The sequence below is a fragment of the Rhodococcus sp. ACS1 genome, from assembly GCF_002300155.1.
GTDB classification, from domain to species: Bacteria; Actinomycetota; Actinomycetes; order Mycobacteriales; family Mycobacteriaceae; genus Rhodococcus_F; species Rhodococcus_F koreensis.
Genome location: NZ_NSDZ01000002.1, coordinates 397,387 through 415,679 on the forward strand (window position 1 = coordinate 397,387; position 18,293 = coordinate 415,679).

The following is an 18,293-nucleotide window of genomic DNA, read 5'->3' on the forward strand; positions in this document are numbered from 1 at the left end:
CCGTCCGGTCATCGCCCGGCAGTCACGACTGCCGGGCGATGATCGCGAGCAGCAGTTCGGCGCGCACGCGCGCCACGTCCAGCCGACAGTCGATCAGCGATTCGATCCGCGCCATGCGGCTGCGCAGGGTGTGCCGGTGCACGCCCATCACCGCCGCCGCCGACTCCCAGTGCCCGTTCGCCTCGAGGAACGCCCGCAGCGACCCCAGCAATTCGGTGCCGTTGCTGCGGTCGTAGTCGTCGATCGGCGAGATCATCGTGTCCGCCAGCGAGTTCAGCACCTCCCGCGTCGAACTGAACGCGAGCAGCGCGCTGCCGGTCAGCGCCGCGAATTCCAACGGATCCGCCCCCGCCTCGGCGGCCGACGCGGCGAGTTGGGACTGTTCGATGGCCGCCACGAGACCGGCGATCTCCCGCCGCCCGCTCAGCCCGGCCCGGATCGCCTTCCGCTCCGGGGCGGACAGACTGCGCAGCATCGCCCGCGCGAAGTCGACGTCGTCGGTTCCCCGCAGCAGGACGGTGACCCGCGCATCGTGCCTGCGTGAGAACAGTTGCCGTCCGGCCTTGTTCATGGCCACCGCGACCGCCGACTCGGCCCGTTCCGCGAGCGCGGGCGTCTCGGCCACGACCGTGAGTCCGCGGACCATGCCGTCCGCGTCCGCGGCGTGCCGGATCTGCGACCACGCGGGCGCGAGGTCGCGGTCCTCGGTGAGCAGCAGGCCGAGGGCGTGCGAATTGAGCCGGTTCTGTGCCGTCCTGAGTCGCACCGGCTTCTCGAAATCCAACGCGAGCAACGAGTTCGCGTGACCGAGCAGGATCTGGTCCACGTGACTGAGCGCGATGGGACTGATCACGGCGAGGTGGCCGTGCGGGGTGCTACCGACGCTGATCTGCTGCACCGTGATCGACGCGCCCGAGCGCGCGAGCGACACGCTGCTCGACGCCCCGCCGGTGCCCGCCTCCAGCACGTCCCGCAGTTCCCCGAGCACGTCCTCCGCGGGCTGCGCCGGATGCGCCTCCAGCACCCGGCCGGACAGGTCGAGGAGCAGGACGGTGGACGACGTGGCGACGGCGAGTTCGCGGACGGTGGCGCCGGTGCCGCCCTGGATGACGGCGCGGGTCATCCGCGGTTGCGCCCGGGACGCGCGCAGCACCGCCTCGTACTCCTGCTCTGCCAGACGGTTCATGACCCTCTTGACCACCGCCGCGAACGGCGTGGGCAGCGGTATCTTGAGCAGCGGCAGTCCGATCTCGTCGGCGACGACCACCAGGTCCTCGGGCACCTCGGGATGGGAGAGTCCGGTGCCGAACCCGACCGCCGCCACGCCGGCCTCGCCGAGTCCGCGCAGGTACCGCGCCCGGTCGGCGGCCGTCAGCGGAAGCCGGATACCGGTGGTGAGGAGCAATTCGCCGCCGGAGAGCCAGCGGACGGGGTCCTGCAATTCGGTGGCGTGGGCGAACGTGATCTCGTTGCCGAGACCGGCGGCGCCACCCTTCAGTTCGAGAGCCAGGTCCGGCTGGGACAACATCCAGCGAACGGGAACGGTCATGTCGGCTCCTGCGCAGTGTGCGGTCGGGTCCGTGTCACCCTGACCGGTCGGAATGGGGATAGCGCTGGACAAGTTGGCCAGCTGAGCACGGACGACTACTCCATTGTGTCAGACGCCGACCTCGAACAACGCCGAAACGCAACATTAACGAATCAAGTTCGTTTGCCCCCTTGCGCGCGGGACGCACCCTCCGCATACTTAACGAATCCCATTCGCTAAGTGACCCACGTCTCACGCGGGCCGCCACCCGAGACCCGGAGTTGTCGTTGACCCACCCCAGGAATCCCACGTGACCGCCGCCGTCCGCGTCCCCCTGACCCTCGGCCGCGGTATCGCCACCTTCAGCGTCTTCGTCGTCGGCTACATCACGGCCAATCTCATCCCGCTCATGATCATCGCGATGGTCGACGACCTCGGCGTCACCCAGACCGTCGCCGGCGCCGTCCTCACCGGTTCACTGCTGGCCACCGCGCTCGTCTGCCTCGCGACCACCCGATGGGCGGCCGGCCGCTCACGCCACCTGCTCGGCCGCGTCAGCCTCGTCGTGATGGCCACCGGTTTCGGCGTCGCCGCCCTCGTCCACTCCGCGCCCATCGCGTGCGCCGCCATCATCGTCGGCGGGATCGGCGCCGGCGGCGCGGTCGCGGTCGGCGGGGCCGCCCTGGCCGCGCTGAACAATCCGAACCGGGTGTCCGGGATCAACGGTCTCGTCAACCGCACCGCGGTCACCGGGGTTCTCGCGCTCATCCCGATCCTCGGCCTGCACATGACCAATGCGTTCGGGATCGTCGCGGTGCTGGCGCTGGCGACGGTGTTCACGATCGCCTGGCTGCCGTCCGCCCCCGCCGTCGACGAGGGCGAGCCGAGCGCGGCGCACACCCGAACCCCGTTGCCCGAGGGCGTCACCGAGAAGAAGCTGGCCGTCGCCGGCTTCTCCCTCCTCGTGCTCTTCGCGATCTGGGCGATCGGCGAGGACTCGCTGTGGGCGGTGTCCGGCATCATGGGCGCCGAACACGCCTCCCTGACCGAACAGCAGATGGGTCTGGCGCTCAGCCTGTCCACCGCGGGCGGCATCGCCGCCGCCCTCGTCCTCACCGCGCTCGGTTCGCGCCTCGGCCGCACCGTCCCCACCGCCGTCCTCCTCGGACTCGGCGCCGCCCTGAAACTGGGCTCGTGCCTGGCCACCGATTCGACGACGTATCTGGTGCTTATCATCGCCTGGAACACGGTGTACGCCGCGGCCTTCATCTACGTGGTGGCCATCGCCGCCGCGCTGGACTCGTCCGGCCGCTGGTCCGCCCCGCTCCTGGGCACATATCTGGTGGGGTCGGCGTTCGCCCCGCTCTTCGGCACGCTCGTGACCGGCGCCGTCGGGTACGTCGCGTTCGGCTTCGTCCTGGCGGGCATCAGCCTCGCCCTGCTCGTGCCGATCGTCTGGATCGCCCGCCTGTCGACGCGCACCGAGCAGGCCTCCGCGTTACCCGGACAGGATCCCGCTGCCCGGTACACCACCTCGGTCGTCGTCTGACGGAAAGAGAGAACATCATGAACACGGACACGACCCACTACCGCGGCGGCCGGATCTTCACCGCCGCCGAACCGGCCTGGGCCGAGTCGATGATCGTCCGGGGCGACCGCCTCACGTACGTCGGCGACACCGCGACCGCCGACACGCTGTCCGGCGACGCCCGCGTCGTCGACCTCGGCGGGGCATTCGTCCTGCCCGGCTTCATCGACGCCCACACCCACCTGCTGATGATGGGACAGGCCCTGCAGAAGGTGGACCTGCAGAGCGCCGCCGACCTGACCGACATCCAGGACCGCATCCGCCGGTTCGCCGCCGAGAACCCGGACGCACCCCGGCTCCTCGGCCGCAGCTGGCTGTTCTCCGCACTCGACGGGCACCCGCCGACGCGTCAGATGATCGACGCCGCCGAAGCCGACCGACCCGTCTACCTCGATTCCAACGACGTGCACTCGGCGTGGGTGAACACCGCCGCGCTGCGCGAACTCGGCATCGACGCGGACACCCCGGACCCGATCGGCGGCCGGATCGAGCGCGATCCCGTCACCGGCGAGGCCACCGGCATGCTGTTCGAGACGGCGGTGACCCAGATCGTGTGGCCCGCCCTCGCGAAGGTGATCAGCAACGACGAACGGGACACCGCGCTCGCGGCCGCCTTCGAGCAGTATCTCGCCGACGGCGTCACCGGCGCGGTCGACATGGCGCTCGGCGCGGACGAGGTCGCCGCGCTCGAACGCGCACTGGCCGCAGGCGGCGGCACGCTGCCGCTGCGGGTGGCCGGGCACTGGCTGATCGAACGAACCGATTCGGAAGAGGACAACGTCCGCCAGGTGCACGAGGCGGCGGAGTACCAGCAGCGCCTGCAGGGCCCCTGGCTGCGGATGGCCGGGATCAAGGTCATCATCGACGGTGTCATCGACAGCTGCACCGCCGCCATGACAGAGCCGTACTCGGACGGCACGAACGCCGAACCGATCTGGGACCTCGCCGCGCTGGCACCGGTCGTCGCTGCGGCCGACGCCGCCGGACTCCAGGTGGCGATGCACGCCATCGGTGACGAGGCGTCGGAGATCGCGCTCGACGCGCTCGAACACGCCGTCGCCACCAACGGAATTCGCCCGCGACGGCACCGGATGGAGCACCTGGAGACGATCACGGAGGACAACGTGCAGCGGCTCGCCCGGCTCGGCGTCGTCGCCTCGATGCAGCCGGTGCACGCCGACCCGGCGATCCAGGAGAACTGGCGGTCGATGCTGGGCGACCATCGGGTCGAGCGGGCGTTCCCGTGGCCCGAGATGACGGCGGCGGGCGCTGTCCTCGCGCTGGGCTCCGACGCCCCCACCGCACCGCATCCCCCGCTGCCCAACATGTACATCGCGACGACGCGCAAGTCCGCGATCGATCCGGCGCTCGCGCCCAACCTGCCCGAGTACGCACTGCCGATGGCGGACGCGCTCGCGCACGCCACCCGCGACGCCGCCTACTCGTGCCGCTGGGACGACCTCACCGGTCAACTCGTCGCGGGCAAGGCCGCCGACTTCGTGGTCCTCGACGGGGATCCGTTCACCGCCGGCGCCGATTCCCTCCTCACCGCGCGGGTGCAGCTCACCGTGGTGGCCGGCTCGGTGCGCCACGAGGCGGAGGTGGCAGGCAGCCACCCGAGGTAGCCGACCCGCTCAGTCCCGTTCGGCTGCGGCGTCTTCCGTGACGCCGCAGCCGATCTGCTCACAGAACCCCAGCATCGCCGTGCGCGCGGCATCGACGGTGATGAGACTGTTTCCGCCGACGATGTGCAGACCGTACGCGTCTTCGAGGGCCACCAGATTCATTGCCGCCTGGTCGATGTCGCCGCGCACGGCGAACTCCCCCGACGCGTGCCCGTCGCCGAGGATCGCGCGGTACGTCGCGAGTTGCCGCAGATACATCTTCCGGACCAGTTCGTCGTGCAGCGCCGAAGTGCCCGACATGAAGTCGAATTCGTAGAGCAGCCGCATCAGGGTGTCGTCGGGCCCGCTCGGCAGCCCCGCGTCGACGGCCGTCCTCAGCTTGGCGGCGTACGACGCCTGGGCGGCCACCGCCTCGTCGCGCTGATCGCAGTAGCGTTCGGTGCCCGCCCGGTGCGCCTCGACGAGAAGCGCATCCAGGTCGTCGAAATAGTAGAGCAGCGCACCGCGCGTCAGGCCCGCCCGCTTCGCCACGTCGGTCAGGGACAGGGACCGCAGTCCGTGCACGGATCCGGCCTGCAGCGTGGCCTCGATGAGTTCGGAACGCCGCTGCTTCTGAGTGTTCGGTCGCGCCATGCCGTTGACAGTAGCCGACGTGATCTGTGACACTCGGCCCAGTTGTTTGACGGATGTGTCAAAAAACTATTCGACCCCCTCACCCTCCCCGAACGGACAGCTCATGGACCAGACCGCCCGGCCGCCCACCGCCACTCCCCCCGCCGCCGCGGGCGCCTACGAGGCCTCGCTCTCGCGGAGCATCGGCGTCGGCGGGAACATCCTGATCACCCTGTCGTCGATCTCACCGGCGTCGAGCGTCTTCATCCTCGGCGGCTCGGCCCTCGCCCTGTTCGGCACCGGCGTCTTCTGGGCGTTCCTCATCGCCGGCGTCGTCAGCATCCTCATCGCCTTCTGCTACGCCGAACTCGCCTCCGCGTATCCCGTCGCAGGCGGCGACTATTCGCTGGTGTCGCGGGCACTCGGACCGGCCTTCGGCGTCGCCACGTTCTTCATCAGCCTCATCTCCCTGCCGCTGATCATCGCGGTCTTCGCCCTCGGCGTCGCCGACTATCTGGGCGTCGCGATCCACGGACTGTCGCCGCAGCAGACCGCCCTGGTCGTGGTCGTGATCACCACCGTGACCGCGTGTTTCGACATCCGGACGAACGCGTGGCTCACCGGGGTCTTCCTGGGTGTCGAGATGGCGGCGCTGGTCCTGCTCACCGTCCTGGGTTTCGTCCACATGGAACGGCCGCTGTCGAGCCTGCTCAGCCCGGAGGTCCTCGACCCGGCCACCGGCCAGCTCGCACCGCTGGCGATCTCCGGACTGATGCTGGCCGTCACCCAGGGCATCTTCGCGTACAACGGGTACGGCGGCGCCGTGTACTTCGCCGAGGAGACCAAGAATGCCGCCCGCTCGATCGCGAAGGCCGTGATCTGGAGCGCCGTCATCACCGTCGCCACCGAACTCGTCCCGCTGATCGCCATCATGGTCGGCGCCCGCTCGCAGACCGAACTCTTCGGTTCCAGCCTCCCCGTCGAGGCCTTCCTCACCGAACGCGCCGGTCACGCCGTCGCCATGGTGGTCATGCTCTCGATCGCCCTCGCCGTGATCAACGCGATCATCGCGATCACGCTGCAGGCCGGCAGGCTCCTCTACGCCGCCGCTCGCGATCGCGCCCTCCCCGGGACCGTCGCGGCGCCGCTGCAGGCCGTCAGCACCAAGGGCCGCGTCCCCGTCCTCGCCACCGTCGTGATGGGCGCCATCGCATTCGCCGCGTGCTTCGTCCCGCTGGACGTCCTGCTCACCGCCACCGGGTCGACCCTGACGTTCACCTACCTGTTCATCGCGCTGGCCGCGATCAACCACCGCCGCGGCGGGACCGCCCGACCCGGCTACCGGATGCCGTTGTGGCCGCTGGCCCCGGGAATCTGCATCGCCGCACTCGGTCTCGTCTTCGTCGTCACCCTGCTCGACCCGGAGCAGTGGCTCAGCCTCGGCATCTCCCTCGGGCTCGTCGCCGCCGGCTTCGTCTACTTCGCCCTGTACCTGCGACCGCGCAAGAACACCCACCTGCTGCTGCTCGACGCCGCCCCCGAGGAGACCTGCTGATGCTCGACCTGCTGCTGAACAACGGCGTCGTCCGCACGTTCGACGCTCCCGGCCGGGCCGAGGCCGTCGGCATCGCGGACGGCCGGATCCGATACGTCGGGACCACCGAGGACGCCCCGCCTGCCCGGCGGACCATCGACCTGCGCGGCCGGCTGGTCACCCCCGGCATCATCGACAGCCACAACCATCTGCTCCTCGGATTCGACCCCGACGCGGTGAGTCTCGAAGGCGCACACGACCTCACGGAGGTCCGGCGGCGGATCGGCGCGCACGCGGCCGCTCGCCCCGACCTCGACTGGATCTGCGCCGAGAACGCCGTCTACTCCGTGGTGACCGGGCGCAGGCCGAACGCCGGCGACCTCCGCGGCCTCACCGACCGCCCGGTCTTCATCACCACCTACGACCAGCACTCGGTGTGGCTGAACGAGGCCGCGCTGCGGAAGCTCGGGATCGACCGCGGCACGCAGATCCCCTGGGGACGGCCGGAATTCGACGGCCACGGCGCACCCACCGGCTGGGTCACGGACTTCTACACCAGCGCGATGACGCGGGCCGGTCTGGCCGGGCTGCAGCGCGACATCCCGATGTACTCCCCCGACCGCCGGTACCGGCGCATCACGTCCAGCCTGGAGATGGCGACCGCGAGCGGCATCACCACCGTCGTCGAACCGCAGGTCCCGCTGGCCGAACTCGACCTGATGTACCGGGCGCGCGCCGAGGGGCGGATGCACTCGCGGGTGATCACCGCCCTGTTCCACCCGGTCGGCGCCGACGCCGCGTTCCGCCGGGACCTGCGGGAGGCCGTCGACGGCGCGCCGGTCGACGACATGCTGCGGCTCGGGCCGGTGAAGTTGTACGCCGACGACGTGATCGAGCCGCACACCGCCGCCATGCTCGCCGACTACGCGAACCGGCCGGGACACCGCGGCGCGCCGAGCCTGCCACCGCAGGAGTTCACCGCGATGCTCACCGAACTCGACCGCCTCGGCTTCCAGACGCACACGCACGCGACCGGCGACTGGGGCATCCGCCTCGCGCTCGACTCCATCGAGCACGCCGCCCGCGTGAACCGCACCACCGACCGGCGGCACGGCATCGTCCACGTCGAGTGCCTGCATCCCGAGGACCTTCCCCGGTTCCGGGAACTCGGCGTCGTCGCGGCGATGCAGCCGCGGCACTGCTCGCCCGACCTCGTCGCGGGGACGTGGATGGAGAACGTCGGCGAGGACCGGTGGGACCGGGCGTGGCGGTTCCGTTCGCTCGCCGAGTCCGGCGCGGTGCTGGCGTTCTCCAGCGACTGGCAGGTCGGGGAGATGGATCCGCTCGTCGGCCTGTACTCCGCCCTCACCCGCTCGGGTCTGGACGGCCGCGCCGACTGGACCCCGCGTGAACGGATGGACCTGGATTCGGCGTTGCGGGCGTACACCCGCGGCGGCGCGTGGGCCTGGCACGCCGAGGACGACCTCGGCGTGATCCGTCCCGGTGCCCACGCCGACCTGGTCGTCTGGTCGGCGGACCTGTACGCGCTCGAACCCGGAGAACTGCTGGACCAGCGGGCCGATCTCACTCTGGTCGGCGGCGAGGTCGTGCACGACGCCACCGTCGCGAGCGTCCCCGCGGACGTGCCGTTCGCCGGTTCCGGCGCGGCCGGGCACACCTGCTCGCACGGATGACGTCCGGATTGGACAACTCGGCGCGGCGGGGGGCGCGTCTTTCACCATTTTGTCAGCTGCCTCTGGCTTGTGAGACAGCGCACACTTGTTTTCAGATGTTCTGCAACTCCGGGCCCCGGTCGGACCGTTCCACCGACGGCCCGCCGCGGACCACGAGTTTCGACCCCACGAGAGGAACCGGTACCGATGTCGATCGACGTACTCGAGAACTACATCAACGGTGAGTTCGTCGCCTCATCCGCGACGGAAACGCTGGACTTGATCAACCCTGTAGACGAGAGCGTCGTCGGGCGGGCGCCCGTCTCCACCAAGGCCGACGTCGACGCGGCCGTCGAGGCCGCCGAGCAGGCGTTCGTCTCGTGGGGCAAGACCACTCCGAGCGTGCGGCAGGCCGCGTTGCTGAAGCTCGCCGACGCGATCGAGGCGCACAGCGACGAACTCGTCGAGGCCGAGTGCCGCAACACCGGGCAGCCGAAGCAGGTCATCGCCGACGAAGAGATCAAGGTGGGCGCCGACCAGCTCCGCTTCTTCGCGGGCGCCGCCCGCATGCTCGAAGGCAAGGCCGCCGGCGAGTACATGGACGGCTTCACCTCCTACGTGCGCCGCGAGCCGATCGGCGTGGTCGGTCAGGTCACCCCGTGGAACTACCCGTTCATGATGGCCCTGTGGAAGATCGGTCCCGCGCTCGCGGCGGGCAACACGATCGTGCTCAAGCCGAGCGACACCACCCCGAACAGCACGCTCGTCCTGGCCCGGCTGACCAAGGGGATCCTGCCGGACGGCGTCTTCAACGTCGTCCTCGGCAACGGCGAGACCGGCGCCACCCTCGTGGAGAACCCGGCCCTCGGTCTGGTGTCGATCACCGGATCCGTGCGGGCGGGCATCGCCGTCGCCGTCTCCGCCGCACGCCAGCTCAAGCGCGCCCACCTCGAGCTCGGCGGCAAGGCCCCCGCGATCGTCTTCGGCGACGTCGACATCGAGAAGACCGCGAGCGGCATCGCCGAGGCCGCCTTCTTCAACGGCGGCCAGGACTGCACCGCCGCCACCCGCGTCCTCGTCCACGAGTCCATCCACGACCAGCTCGTCGACGCCCTCGTCCGCAAGGCCGAGACCCTCAAGCCCGGCCTGCCGGACGACCCGGACACGTTCTACGGCCCGCTCAACAACGTCAACCACTTCGACGCGGTCAGTTCCAAGATCGCCGCGCTCCCCACCTCCGCCAAGATCGTCACCGGCGGAAAGCGTTCGGGAGAGCAGGGATTCTTCTTCGAACCCACCGTGATCACCGGCGTCGACCAGCGCGACGACATCGTGCAGGAGGAGACGTTCGGTCCCATCCTCACCGTGCAGAGCTTCTCCGACGAGAAGGAGGCCGTCACCCTCGCCAACGACGTCCGGTACGGCCTGGCGTCGAGCGTGTGGACCAACGACCACGGCGTCACGCAACGGCTCTCGGCCGCACTCGATTTCGGTGCCGTCTGGATCAACTGCCACATCCCGCTGGTCGCCGAGATGCCGCACGGCGGCTTCAAGTACTCCGGATACGGCAAGGACCTCTCCGGCTACGGCGTCGAGGACTACACCCGCATCAAGCACGTCATGAGTTCCAACGACTGACGTCGCTCCCACCCATCCCATCCACGTCACGACCCTGAGGACTGCACCATCATGAACGACATCCAGTACCGGCTGCCGCAGAAGCGCGCCCTGGTCACCGAGCTCCCCGGCCCGAAGTCGGCGGCCCTCACCGCACGTCGCCGCGCCACCGTGGCCGCGGGCGTCGGCTCCAGCGTCCCCGTGTACGCGGCGGATGCCGACGGTGGTGTGGTCGTCGACGTCGACGGCAACTCGCTGATCGACCTCGGCTCGGGCATCGCCGTCACCAGCGTGGGCGCGTCCGATCCGGCCGTCGCCGAGGCGGTCCGCGAGCAGGTCGGGCACTTCACCCACACCTGTTTCATGGTCACCCCGTACGAGGGCTACGTCCGCGTGGCGGAGGAACTCGCCGACCTCACCCCCGGCGACCACGAGAAGCGCACCGTCCTGTTCAACTCGGGCGCCGAGGCGGTGGAGAACGCCATCAAGGTTGCCCGCCTCGCCACCGGCCGCGACGCCGTCGTCGCATTCGACCACGCCTACCACGGTCGCACGAACCTGACGATGGCCCTCACCGCCAAGTCGATGCCCTACAAGGCCCACTTCGGCCCGTTCGCGCCCGAGGTGTACCGGCTCCCGATGTCCTACCCGTACCGGGACCAGGACGGACTGACCGGCGAGCAGGCCGCTCAGCGCGCCATCAGCCAGATGGAGAAGCAGATCGGCGCCGATTCGCTCGCGGCGATCATCATCGAGCCGATCCAGGGCGAGGGCGGATTCATCGTTCCCGCCGAGGGATTCCTCCCCACCCTGGTGAACTGGGCCCGCGCCAACGGCGTCGTGTTCATCGCCGACGAGGTACAGACCGGATTCTCCCGCACCGGCGCCTGGTTCGCGTGCGAGCACGAGGAGATCGTCCCGGACATCATCACGATGGCCAAGGGCATGGCCGGCGGCATGCCGCTGTCCGCGATCACGGGCCGCGCCGAACTCCTCGACAAGGTGCACCCCGGCGGACTGGGTGGCACGTACGGCGGCAACCCCGTCGCGTGTGCCGCCGCGCTCGCCGCGATCGACAGCATGCGGAAGTTCGACCTGCCCGCTCGCGCACAGCACATCGGCGACCTGGCCCTGCCGCGGCTGCAGGCCCTCGCCGCCGACGTCGGGGTCATCGGTGAGGTGCGTGGACGCGGCGCGATGCTCGCGATGGAGTTCGTCAAGCCCGGCACGACCGAGCCGGATGCGGAACTGACGAAGGCGATTGCCGCCCGTGCGCTCGAACAAGGTGTCATTCTGCTGACATGCGGTACGTACGGAAACGTCATCCGGCTGCTTCCGCCGCTGGTGATCGGCGACGACCTGCTCGACGACGCCCTGACCGTGATCGAGCAGATCGTGCGCTCGCTCGTCTGACCCGTGCGCCTTTTCGGTAGCCACCACGACCGAAAAGGCGCACGAGCACGAACCGCCCACCCATCGACCAGAGGAGACATCATGACCCGGACGACCACCGGCACGTTCCATCCTCTGGACCCGTTGGGGGCGGACGAATTCGCGAAGGCCGCGGCCGTCCTCGCCCGGGAACACGGGGTCGGGGACGGCTGGCGGTTCGCGTCGATCGAACTCGCCGAGCCGGACAAGGCGGCGGTGTCGGCGTTCGACGCGTCGGGCACCGTCCCGGACCGCCGGGCGATCGTCGTGTGCTTCGACCGCGGCAGCGGAGACACCTACAAGGCGCTCGTCTCGCTGACCGGAGACAACGTGGTCTCCTGGCAGCACATCCCGGACGTCCAGGCGAATTTCACGGTCGACGAATGGGAAGAGGCGGACGCCTTCCTCCGCGGGCACCCCGACGTGATCGCGGCGCTCGCGAAGCGCGGGGTCACGGACATGAGCCTGGTGTTCATGGACGTGTGGACGTACGGCGACGTGGTGACCCCGGAGAAGTACAAGGGCCGCCGGCTCGGCTGGTCGGACACCTGGGTGCGGGCGTCCGAGGGCACCAACCCGTATGCGGGGCCGGTCAACGGTTTCCACTGTGTGATCGACGTCAACAAGATGGAACTGCTCGAGATCGAGGACACGTTCAGCGTCGAACGCCCCGAGGTCATGGGCGAGTACGTGCCCCGGCACATTCCGGAACGGATCCGGAACGCGAGCACGCGCCCGCCGTTGAAGCCGTTGGACATCGTCCAGCCGGAGGGACCGTCGTTCACACTCGAGGGCAACAAACTCGAATGGCAGAACTGGTCGCTGCGGGTGGGGTTCAACTACCGCGAGGGCATGACCCTGCACGCGGTGACCTACAACGACAACGGCCGGGTGCGTTCGATCGCGAACCGGATGTCGTTCGCGGAGATGGCGGTGCCGTACCGCGACACCAGCACCGATCACTACCGCCGCACCGCCTTCGACATCGGCGAGTGGGGCATCGGGTTCATGACCACCTCACTCACCCTGGGCTGCGACTGCCTCGGCGAGATCCGGTACCTCGACGCCGTCCTCCACGACAGCCACGGTGTGCCGTTCACGATCGAGAACGCGATCTGTATCCACGAGGAGGACAACGCCGTCCTCTGGAAGCACGTCGACCACGACGGCTCCGAGGTGCGCCGCATGCGGCGGCTGACGGTGTCGACGCACGTGACGGTCGCGAATTACGAATACCTCGTCTACTGGCGGTTCTACCAGGACGGCAACATCGAGTGCGAGGTCCGTGCCACCGGGATCATGGTGGTCAGCCACTTCCCCGAAGGCGGTGAGCACCCGAGCGGCACCCTGGTCGACACCCGCACGTACGCGCCGTTCCACCAGCACTTCCTGGTCGCGCGGCTCGATCTCGACATCGACGGCACCGAGAACACGGTGTACGCGACCGAGACCGAGATCGTGCCGATGGGCCCGGACAATCCCCTCGGGCTCGCGCTACGCCAGAAGAACACCCCGCTGCGCACCGAACACGAGGGCAGGCAGGACTTCGACTGGCAGAGCCAGCGCGCGTGGAAAGTCGTCAACGACAACACGACCACCGGACTCGGCACCGCCCCCGCCTACAAACTCGTTCCCGGCGGCGCGATCCCGTCGATGTTCGACCCGGCGTCACCGATCTTCCAGCGCACCGGCGCGATCGGCCACACCGTCTGGGTGACGCCCAACTCCCCCGACGAACGCTGGCCCGCCGGCGAATTCGTGAACCAGAGCAAGGTCGATCACGGACTTCCCGCCTGGACCGCGGCCGACCGCCCGATCGAGAACACCGACGTGGTGCTCTGGTACACGTTCGGGATCCACCACATTCCGCGGCCGGAGGACTGGCCGATCATGCCTGCGGACACCGTGTCCTTCTGGCTGAAGCCGGCCGGATTCTTCGACCGCAACCCCGCCCTCGACGTCGCCCCCACCCCGGAGGCGTGCGATCACCACCATCCCCACCACGAGGACTCCGATGACTGATTTCGAACGGCTCCGCGCCACCCTGCCCACCGGTCTGTGGATCGACGGCGCCCAGACCGACCCGATCGACGGCGGCACCTTCCCGGTGTACGACCCGGCAACGGGAACCCTCATCGCCGACGTCGCGGATGCGGGTGGCAAGGACGCGATGCGCGCACTGGACTCCGCCGCGGCGGTCCAGGAGGAATGGGCGGCCACCGCACCCCGGCAGCGGTCGATCATCCTGCGGTCGGCGTGGGAGAAGGTCATCGAGCGCACCGACGACCTCGCGCTGCTCATGACGATGGAGATGGGCAAGGCCCTGCCGGAGAGCCGCGGCGAGGTGAACTACGGCGCCGAGTTCCTGCGCTGGTTCAGTGAGGAAGCCGTCCGCATCCAGGGCCGCTACACCACGTCGCCGTCGGGCAGCGGACGGATCATGGTCACCAAGGTGCCCGTCGGACCCACCCTGGCCGTCACGCCGTGGAACTTCCCGCTCGCGATGGGCACCCGCAAGATCGGCCCCGCGCTCGCCGCAGGCTGCACGATCATCGTCAAGCCCGCCGAGGACACCCCGCTCACCATGCTGCTGCTCGCCGAGATCTTCGCCGAGGCAGGCCTGCCGGCCGGTGTGCTGTCGGTGCTGCCCGCGTCGAACGCCGCCGCCGTCACCGAACCGCTGCTCGCCGACCCGCGGCTGCGGAAGGTGACGTTCACCGGATCCACCCGCGTCGGCAAGATCCTCATCGAGCAGTCCGCCCAGCAGGTTCTGCGCACGTCGATGGAACTCGGCGGCAACGCGCCGTTCGTGGTGTTCGACGACGCCGACATCGACGCCGCGGTCGAGGGCGCGATGGCCGCGAAGATGCGCAACGGCGGCGAGGCGTGCACCGCCGCCAACCGCCTGATCGTCGCGAACTCGGTGCGCGAGGAATTCACCACCAAGCTCACCGACCGGATCGCCGCGCTCACCGTCGGACCGGGCAGCGAGGACGGCACCAACGTCGGCCCCCTCGTCAACGAGAAGCAGCGCCGCAACGTGGCGTCCCTCGTCGACGACGCCGTCGCCGCGGGCGCCCGGGTCCGCACCGGCGGCAAGTCCGTCGCCGGTCCCGGCTACTTCTTCCAGCCCACCGTCCTCGACGAGGTACCCGCGAACGCGCGCATCGTCCGCGAGGAGATCTTCGGACCCGTCGCCGCGATCACCGGATTCGACACCGAGGCCGAGGGCGTCGCCGCCGCCAACGACACCGAATACGGTCTCGCCGCATACATCTACACGCAGAACGTCGACCGCGCGTTCCGCGTCGCCGACAAGCTCGAGAGCGGCATGGTCGGCGTCAACCGCGGAGTGATCTCCGACGTCGCCGCGCCGTTCGGCGGAGTCAAGCAGTCCGGACTCGGCAGCGAAGGCGGCACCGAAGGCATCGAGGAGTACCTCGAGACCAAGTACGTCGGCTTCGCGTAACCCACCCGCCCCGAGACAGATCGGAACCGTCACCATGCGATTGGTCGTTGGATATCTCGCCACTCCCAGCGGGGAGGACGGTCTGGCCCTCGGGGCGCAGCTCGCCCGAAGTCTCGGCGCACAGCTCGACATCTGCATGGTTCTCCCGCCGGACCGCACGGTCCCGGCGAGAGTTCCGGCAGAGACCGGCTTCGACGACATCCTCGCCTCCCGCGCACAGCGCTGGCTGAACGAGGCGAAGTCGTCGGTGCCGAGCGACATCGACGTGGACGTCCACCTGAGCTTCCACGAATCGTTCGCACAGGGCATCCTCGACGAGGTCACCCGCCTCGACGCGCACGCGATCGTCGTCGGCGCCGCGGGTGACGGCCTGCTCGGCAGGCACTCGGTCGGTTCCGTGTCGACGGAATTGCTGCACTCCGCGCACGTGCCGCTCTGCCTCGCGCCCCGCGGCCATCGGCATTCCTCCGCGAAGAAGATCCGAGAGGTCACGTGCGCACTCGGGACGCGCGTCGGTGCGGACGTGCTGCTGCGAACCGCCGTGCGGACCAGCAAGCGGATGGAGACCCCGCTGCGTCTGGTGTCCCTCGTCGAACTGGACCCGCACCACCACCTTCGCGATCATCGGGACACCTCCGAGAGCGTCCGCGAGCGCGCGGTCGCCCATGCACAGTCCACCCTGGACGAGGCGAAGTCCGCACTACCCGAAGACTTCCCCGTCTCCGTGATGATCGCCGACGGATCCTCCGTGGAATCGGCGGTCCGCAAACTCGACTGGCAGGACGGCGACCTCGTCATGGTCGGCTCCAGCCGCCTCGCCCAACCTCGTCGACTGTTCCTGGGATCCACCGCGGCCAAGATGCTCCGCGTCCTGCCGGTGCCCATGGTCGTCGTCCCCAAGCAGGAGTTCCCCAACAGTGAGTAAACCGTCCGCGACACCCGCCCCGGATCCACGATCGCACCCGACCGGAGGTTCAGACATGACGAACAGCGAAGGCGCACCGGCGTCGGCCGGCGTTGCCGTGAGCACCAAAGGGCTGGCCACCGGTGCGGTCGGGACCTTTGCAGGGGCGGTCCTCGGGATCTCCTCCGTGGCACCGGGTTACACGCTGACGGCCAGCATCGGACTGATCGTCGCGGCGGTCGGGCTGAAGATGCCCGCCATCTTCATCGCCGGCTTCATTCCCATGTTCCTCACGGCGTACGCCTACCGTGAGCTCAACTCCGAATCACCCGACTGCGGTGCGTCGTTCACGTGGTCGACGAAGGCGTTCGGTCCGTACGTCGGCTGGATGTGCGGCTGGGGCATGGTGATCGCCACGATCATCGTGCTCTCGAACCTCGCGGCGATCGCGGTCCAGTTCTTCTATCTGTTCATCGCGAAACTGTTCGACGCACCGAGCATCGCGGACCTGCCCGGCAACAAGTTCGTGAATGTGGGCACCACCCTGCTCTTCATCGCACTCGCCACGTGGATCGCCAGTCGCGGCATCACCACCAGCGAGAAGCTGCAGTTCGCGCTGGTCGGCTTCCAGATGGTCCTGCTCATCGCGTTCGCGGTGGTGGCACTGGTCCACGTCGGTAACGGGGACGCCCCCGCCGGGCTGTCGTTCGACCTGAGCTGGTTCAACCCGTTCACGGGACTGGCCGTCGGCGCGTTCGTGATCGGCCTGACGGGTTCGATCTTCGCGTTCTGGGGCTGGGACACGTGCCTGACGCTGGGCGAGGAGTCGAAGAACCCGAAGAAGACCCCCGGTCGCGCCGGACTGCTGTGCGTGATCACGATTCTGCTGACGTACCTGCTCGTGTCGGTCGCGGCGATGATGTACGCCGGCGTCGGCGAAGACGGCCTCGGCCTGGGCAACCCGGACAACTCCGAGAACGTCTTCGGCGCCCTCGCCGATCCGGTTCTCGGGAACTGGGGCGGCATGTTGCTGTTCCTCGCCGTGTTCGTCTCCTCGGTCGCGAGCCTGCAGACCACGTTCCTGCCCGCGGCCCGCACCATGCTCGCGATGGGCGCGTACGGCGCTTTCCCGAAGAAACTCGCCGACGTGTCCCCCCGGTTCCTGGTCCCGTCGTACGCCACGGTCGTCGCCGGCGTCATCACCGCGGTGTTCTACACGGTGGTGACGTTCCTGTCCGAACGCACGCTGCTCGACACCATCGCCGCACTGGGCATCATGATCTGCTGGTACTACGGCATCACGGCGTTCGCGTGTGTCTGGTACTTCCGGGACAGCCTGTTCACGAGTTTCCGCAACATCGTCTTCCGGTTCGCGTTCCCGCTCCTCGGCGGCCTCATGCTGCTCGCGGTGTTCGTGATCTCGATCGAGGAGAGCATGGACCCGGACAACGCGAGTGGCGCGTCGATCGGCGGCATCGGCCTGGTCTTCTTCCTCGGCTTCGGGATCCTGCTGCTCGGGGCGATCCTCATGGTGGTCATGCGGTTCCGCAGTCCCGCCTTCTTCCGCGGCGAGACCCTCAACCGCGAGACGTCCGCTCTGCGCGACGAGGGCGATCTCACGGCTCGATCGGAGCCTGCGCCACCAAGCCAGCGATAAGCGTCCGCAGCCCGAACTCGAATGCTGCATCCGCCCGTCCGGGGTTCGGCCCGGACGTGGCCAGGGCGGCTCGCATGGACTCGTTCGCCTCCGGCGCGGTCGCCCAGACCACTTCGGGTGCGGCGAGGTCCAGCGCCGACCCCAGCACGAAACTGTCGACCGTCGTGATGGCGTGCAGAATCTCCTCGGGCGTGAAGCCGCCGTCCGAGAATGCCTGCGCCAGCGCGTTGTACAGAGCGAAAGCCACACCGGACTGCACTGTGTGCGCGGTGAACAGAGGAATCAGCCGAGGATGCTCGGCGTAGTTGCGCCGATATTCTCGCGCCAGGCCGGCCACCGTCTCGCTCCACTTGCCGTCGGGGTCCGCCACCACGATGCCCGCCATCATGCGGGCACGCATCAGTTCGATGATCTCCGCCCTCCCGGACACGTGGTTGTACAGCGAGGAGGGCCGCACCTTCAGCCGTTCGGCGAGACCCGGCATCGTGAAATCACCCGTGAGGTCCACCATGCGCATGGCAGCTTCGGTGATGATCTCCGGCGACAGCAGTCGCTGTGATGGCCGTGGCATGGGTGCCCTCCTGGTCGGTGTGTGTCACCGGCGACCAGGGTGGATACCGAAGGAATCGAAATCGTGTCTCCCCGCCCCTTGATC

At 69.0% G+C, this 18,293-nt stretch carries 13 protein-coding genes; 10 read left to right on the top strand and 3 right to left on the bottom strand.

What is annotated here, in order from left to right; all coding sequences use genetic code 11:
* Window positions 1–22 precede the first annotated feature (22 nt).
* Window positions 23–1,549, bottom strand: a complete 1,527-nt coding sequence (locus tag CJ179_RS09180) for a PucR family transcriptional regulator (protein WP_095861240.1) — start codon at window positions 1,547–1,549, stop codon at window positions 23–25.
* A gap of 289 nt (window positions 1,550–1,838) precedes the next feature.
* Here CJ179_RS09180 and CJ179_RS09185 point away from each other — a divergent pair, with 289 nt between their 5' ends.
* Together CJ179_RS09185 and CJ179_RS09190 are read left to right on the top strand one after the other, a co-directional pair.
* Complete coding sequence (locus CJ179_RS09185) at window positions 1,839–3,077, top strand: MFS transporter (protein WP_095861241.1); 1,239 nt, start codon at window positions 1,839–1,841, stop codon at window positions 3,075–3,077.
* Between the two features lie 17 nt (window positions 3,078–3,094).
* On the top strand, window positions 3,095–4,741 hold the full coding sequence (locus CJ179_RS09190; RefSeq protein WP_095861242.1) for an amidohydrolase: 1,647 nt from the start codon (window positions 3,095–3,097) through the stop codon (window positions 4,739–4,741).
* A 9-nt stretch (window positions 4,742–4,750) separates the two neighbouring features.
* Here CJ179_RS09190 and CJ179_RS09195 read toward each other — a convergent pair whose 3' ends face one another.
* Window positions 4,751–5,374, bottom strand: coding sequence for a TetR/AcrR family transcriptional regulator (locus tag CJ179_RS09195; RefSeq protein WP_174705441.1), 624 nt, complete (start codon window positions 5,372–5,374; stop codon window positions 4,751–4,753).
* Window positions 5,375–5,477: 103 nt separating this feature from the next.
* Between CJ179_RS09195 and CJ179_RS09200 the strand changes: the two genes are divergently transcribed.
* The 8 genes from CJ179_RS09200 (at window position 5,478) to CJ179_RS09235 (ending at window position 17,638) form a co-directional block, all read left to right on the top strand.
* On the top strand, window positions 5,478–6,908 hold the full coding sequence (locus CJ179_RS09200; RefSeq protein ID WP_072937305.1) for an APC family permease: 1,431 nt from the start codon (window positions 5,478–5,480) through the stop codon (window positions 6,906–6,908).
* Window positions 6,908–8,581 (top strand): amidohydrolase, encoded by a 1,674-nt coding sequence (locus CJ179_RS09205; protein WP_095861243.1) that lies wholly within the window; start codon window positions 6,908–6,910, stop codon window positions 8,579–8,581. Before CJ179_RS09200 ends, CJ179_RS09205 begins: the two co-directional genes overlap by 1 nt.
* Before the next feature lie 186 nt (window positions 8,582–8,767).
* A complete protein-coding gene (locus tag CJ179_RS09210; protein WP_095861244.1) occupies window positions 8,768–10,198 on the top strand; it encodes a gamma-aminobutyraldehyde dehydrogenase in 1,431 nt (476 codons plus the stop codon).
* Between the two features lie 51 nt (window positions 10,199–10,249).
* Window positions 10,250–11,590 carry a 4-aminobutyrate--2-oxoglutarate transaminase gene (gene gabT, locus CJ179_RS09215; protein WP_095861245.1) on the top strand — a complete coding sequence of 447 codons (1,341 nt, stop codon included), beginning with the start codon at window positions 10,250–10,252 and terminating at the stop codon, window positions 11,588–11,590.
* An 81-nt stretch (window positions 11,591–11,671) separates the two neighbouring features.
* Window positions 11,672–13,630, top strand: coding sequence for a primary-amine oxidase (locus CJ179_RS09220; protein WP_095861246.1), 1,959 nt, complete (start codon window positions 11,672–11,674; stop codon window positions 13,628–13,630).
* On the top strand, window positions 13,623–15,077 hold the full coding sequence (locus tag CJ179_RS09225; protein WP_095861247.1) for an NAD-dependent succinate-semialdehyde dehydrogenase: 1,455 nt from the start codon (window positions 13,623–13,625) through the stop codon (window positions 15,075–15,077). Before CJ179_RS09220 ends, CJ179_RS09225 begins: the two co-directional genes overlap by 8 nt.
* Window positions 15,078–15,111: 34 nt before the next feature.
* A complete protein-coding gene (locus CJ179_RS09230; protein ID WP_072937310.1) occupies window positions 15,112–16,002 on the top strand; it encodes a universal stress protein in 891 nt (296 codons plus the stop codon).
* A 55-nt stretch (window positions 16,003–16,057) separates the two neighbouring features.
* The gene (locus CJ179_RS09235; RefSeq protein ID WP_072937311.1) at window positions 16,058–17,638 is read left to right on the top strand and encodes an APC family permease; all 1,581 of its coding nucleotides are present in this window, start codon (window positions 16,058–16,060) and stop codon (window positions 17,636–17,638) included.
* On the opposite strand, the gene CJ179_RS09240 is transcribed toward CJ179_RS09235, so the two are convergent.
* A complete protein-coding gene (locus CJ179_RS09240) occupies window positions 17,598–18,209 on the bottom strand; it encodes a TetR/AcrR family transcriptional regulator (protein WP_072937312.1) in 612 nt (203 codons plus the stop codon). The genes CJ179_RS09235 and CJ179_RS09240 overlap by 41 nt on opposite strands.
* Between the last annotated feature and the right edge of the window lie 84 nt (window positions 18,210–18,293).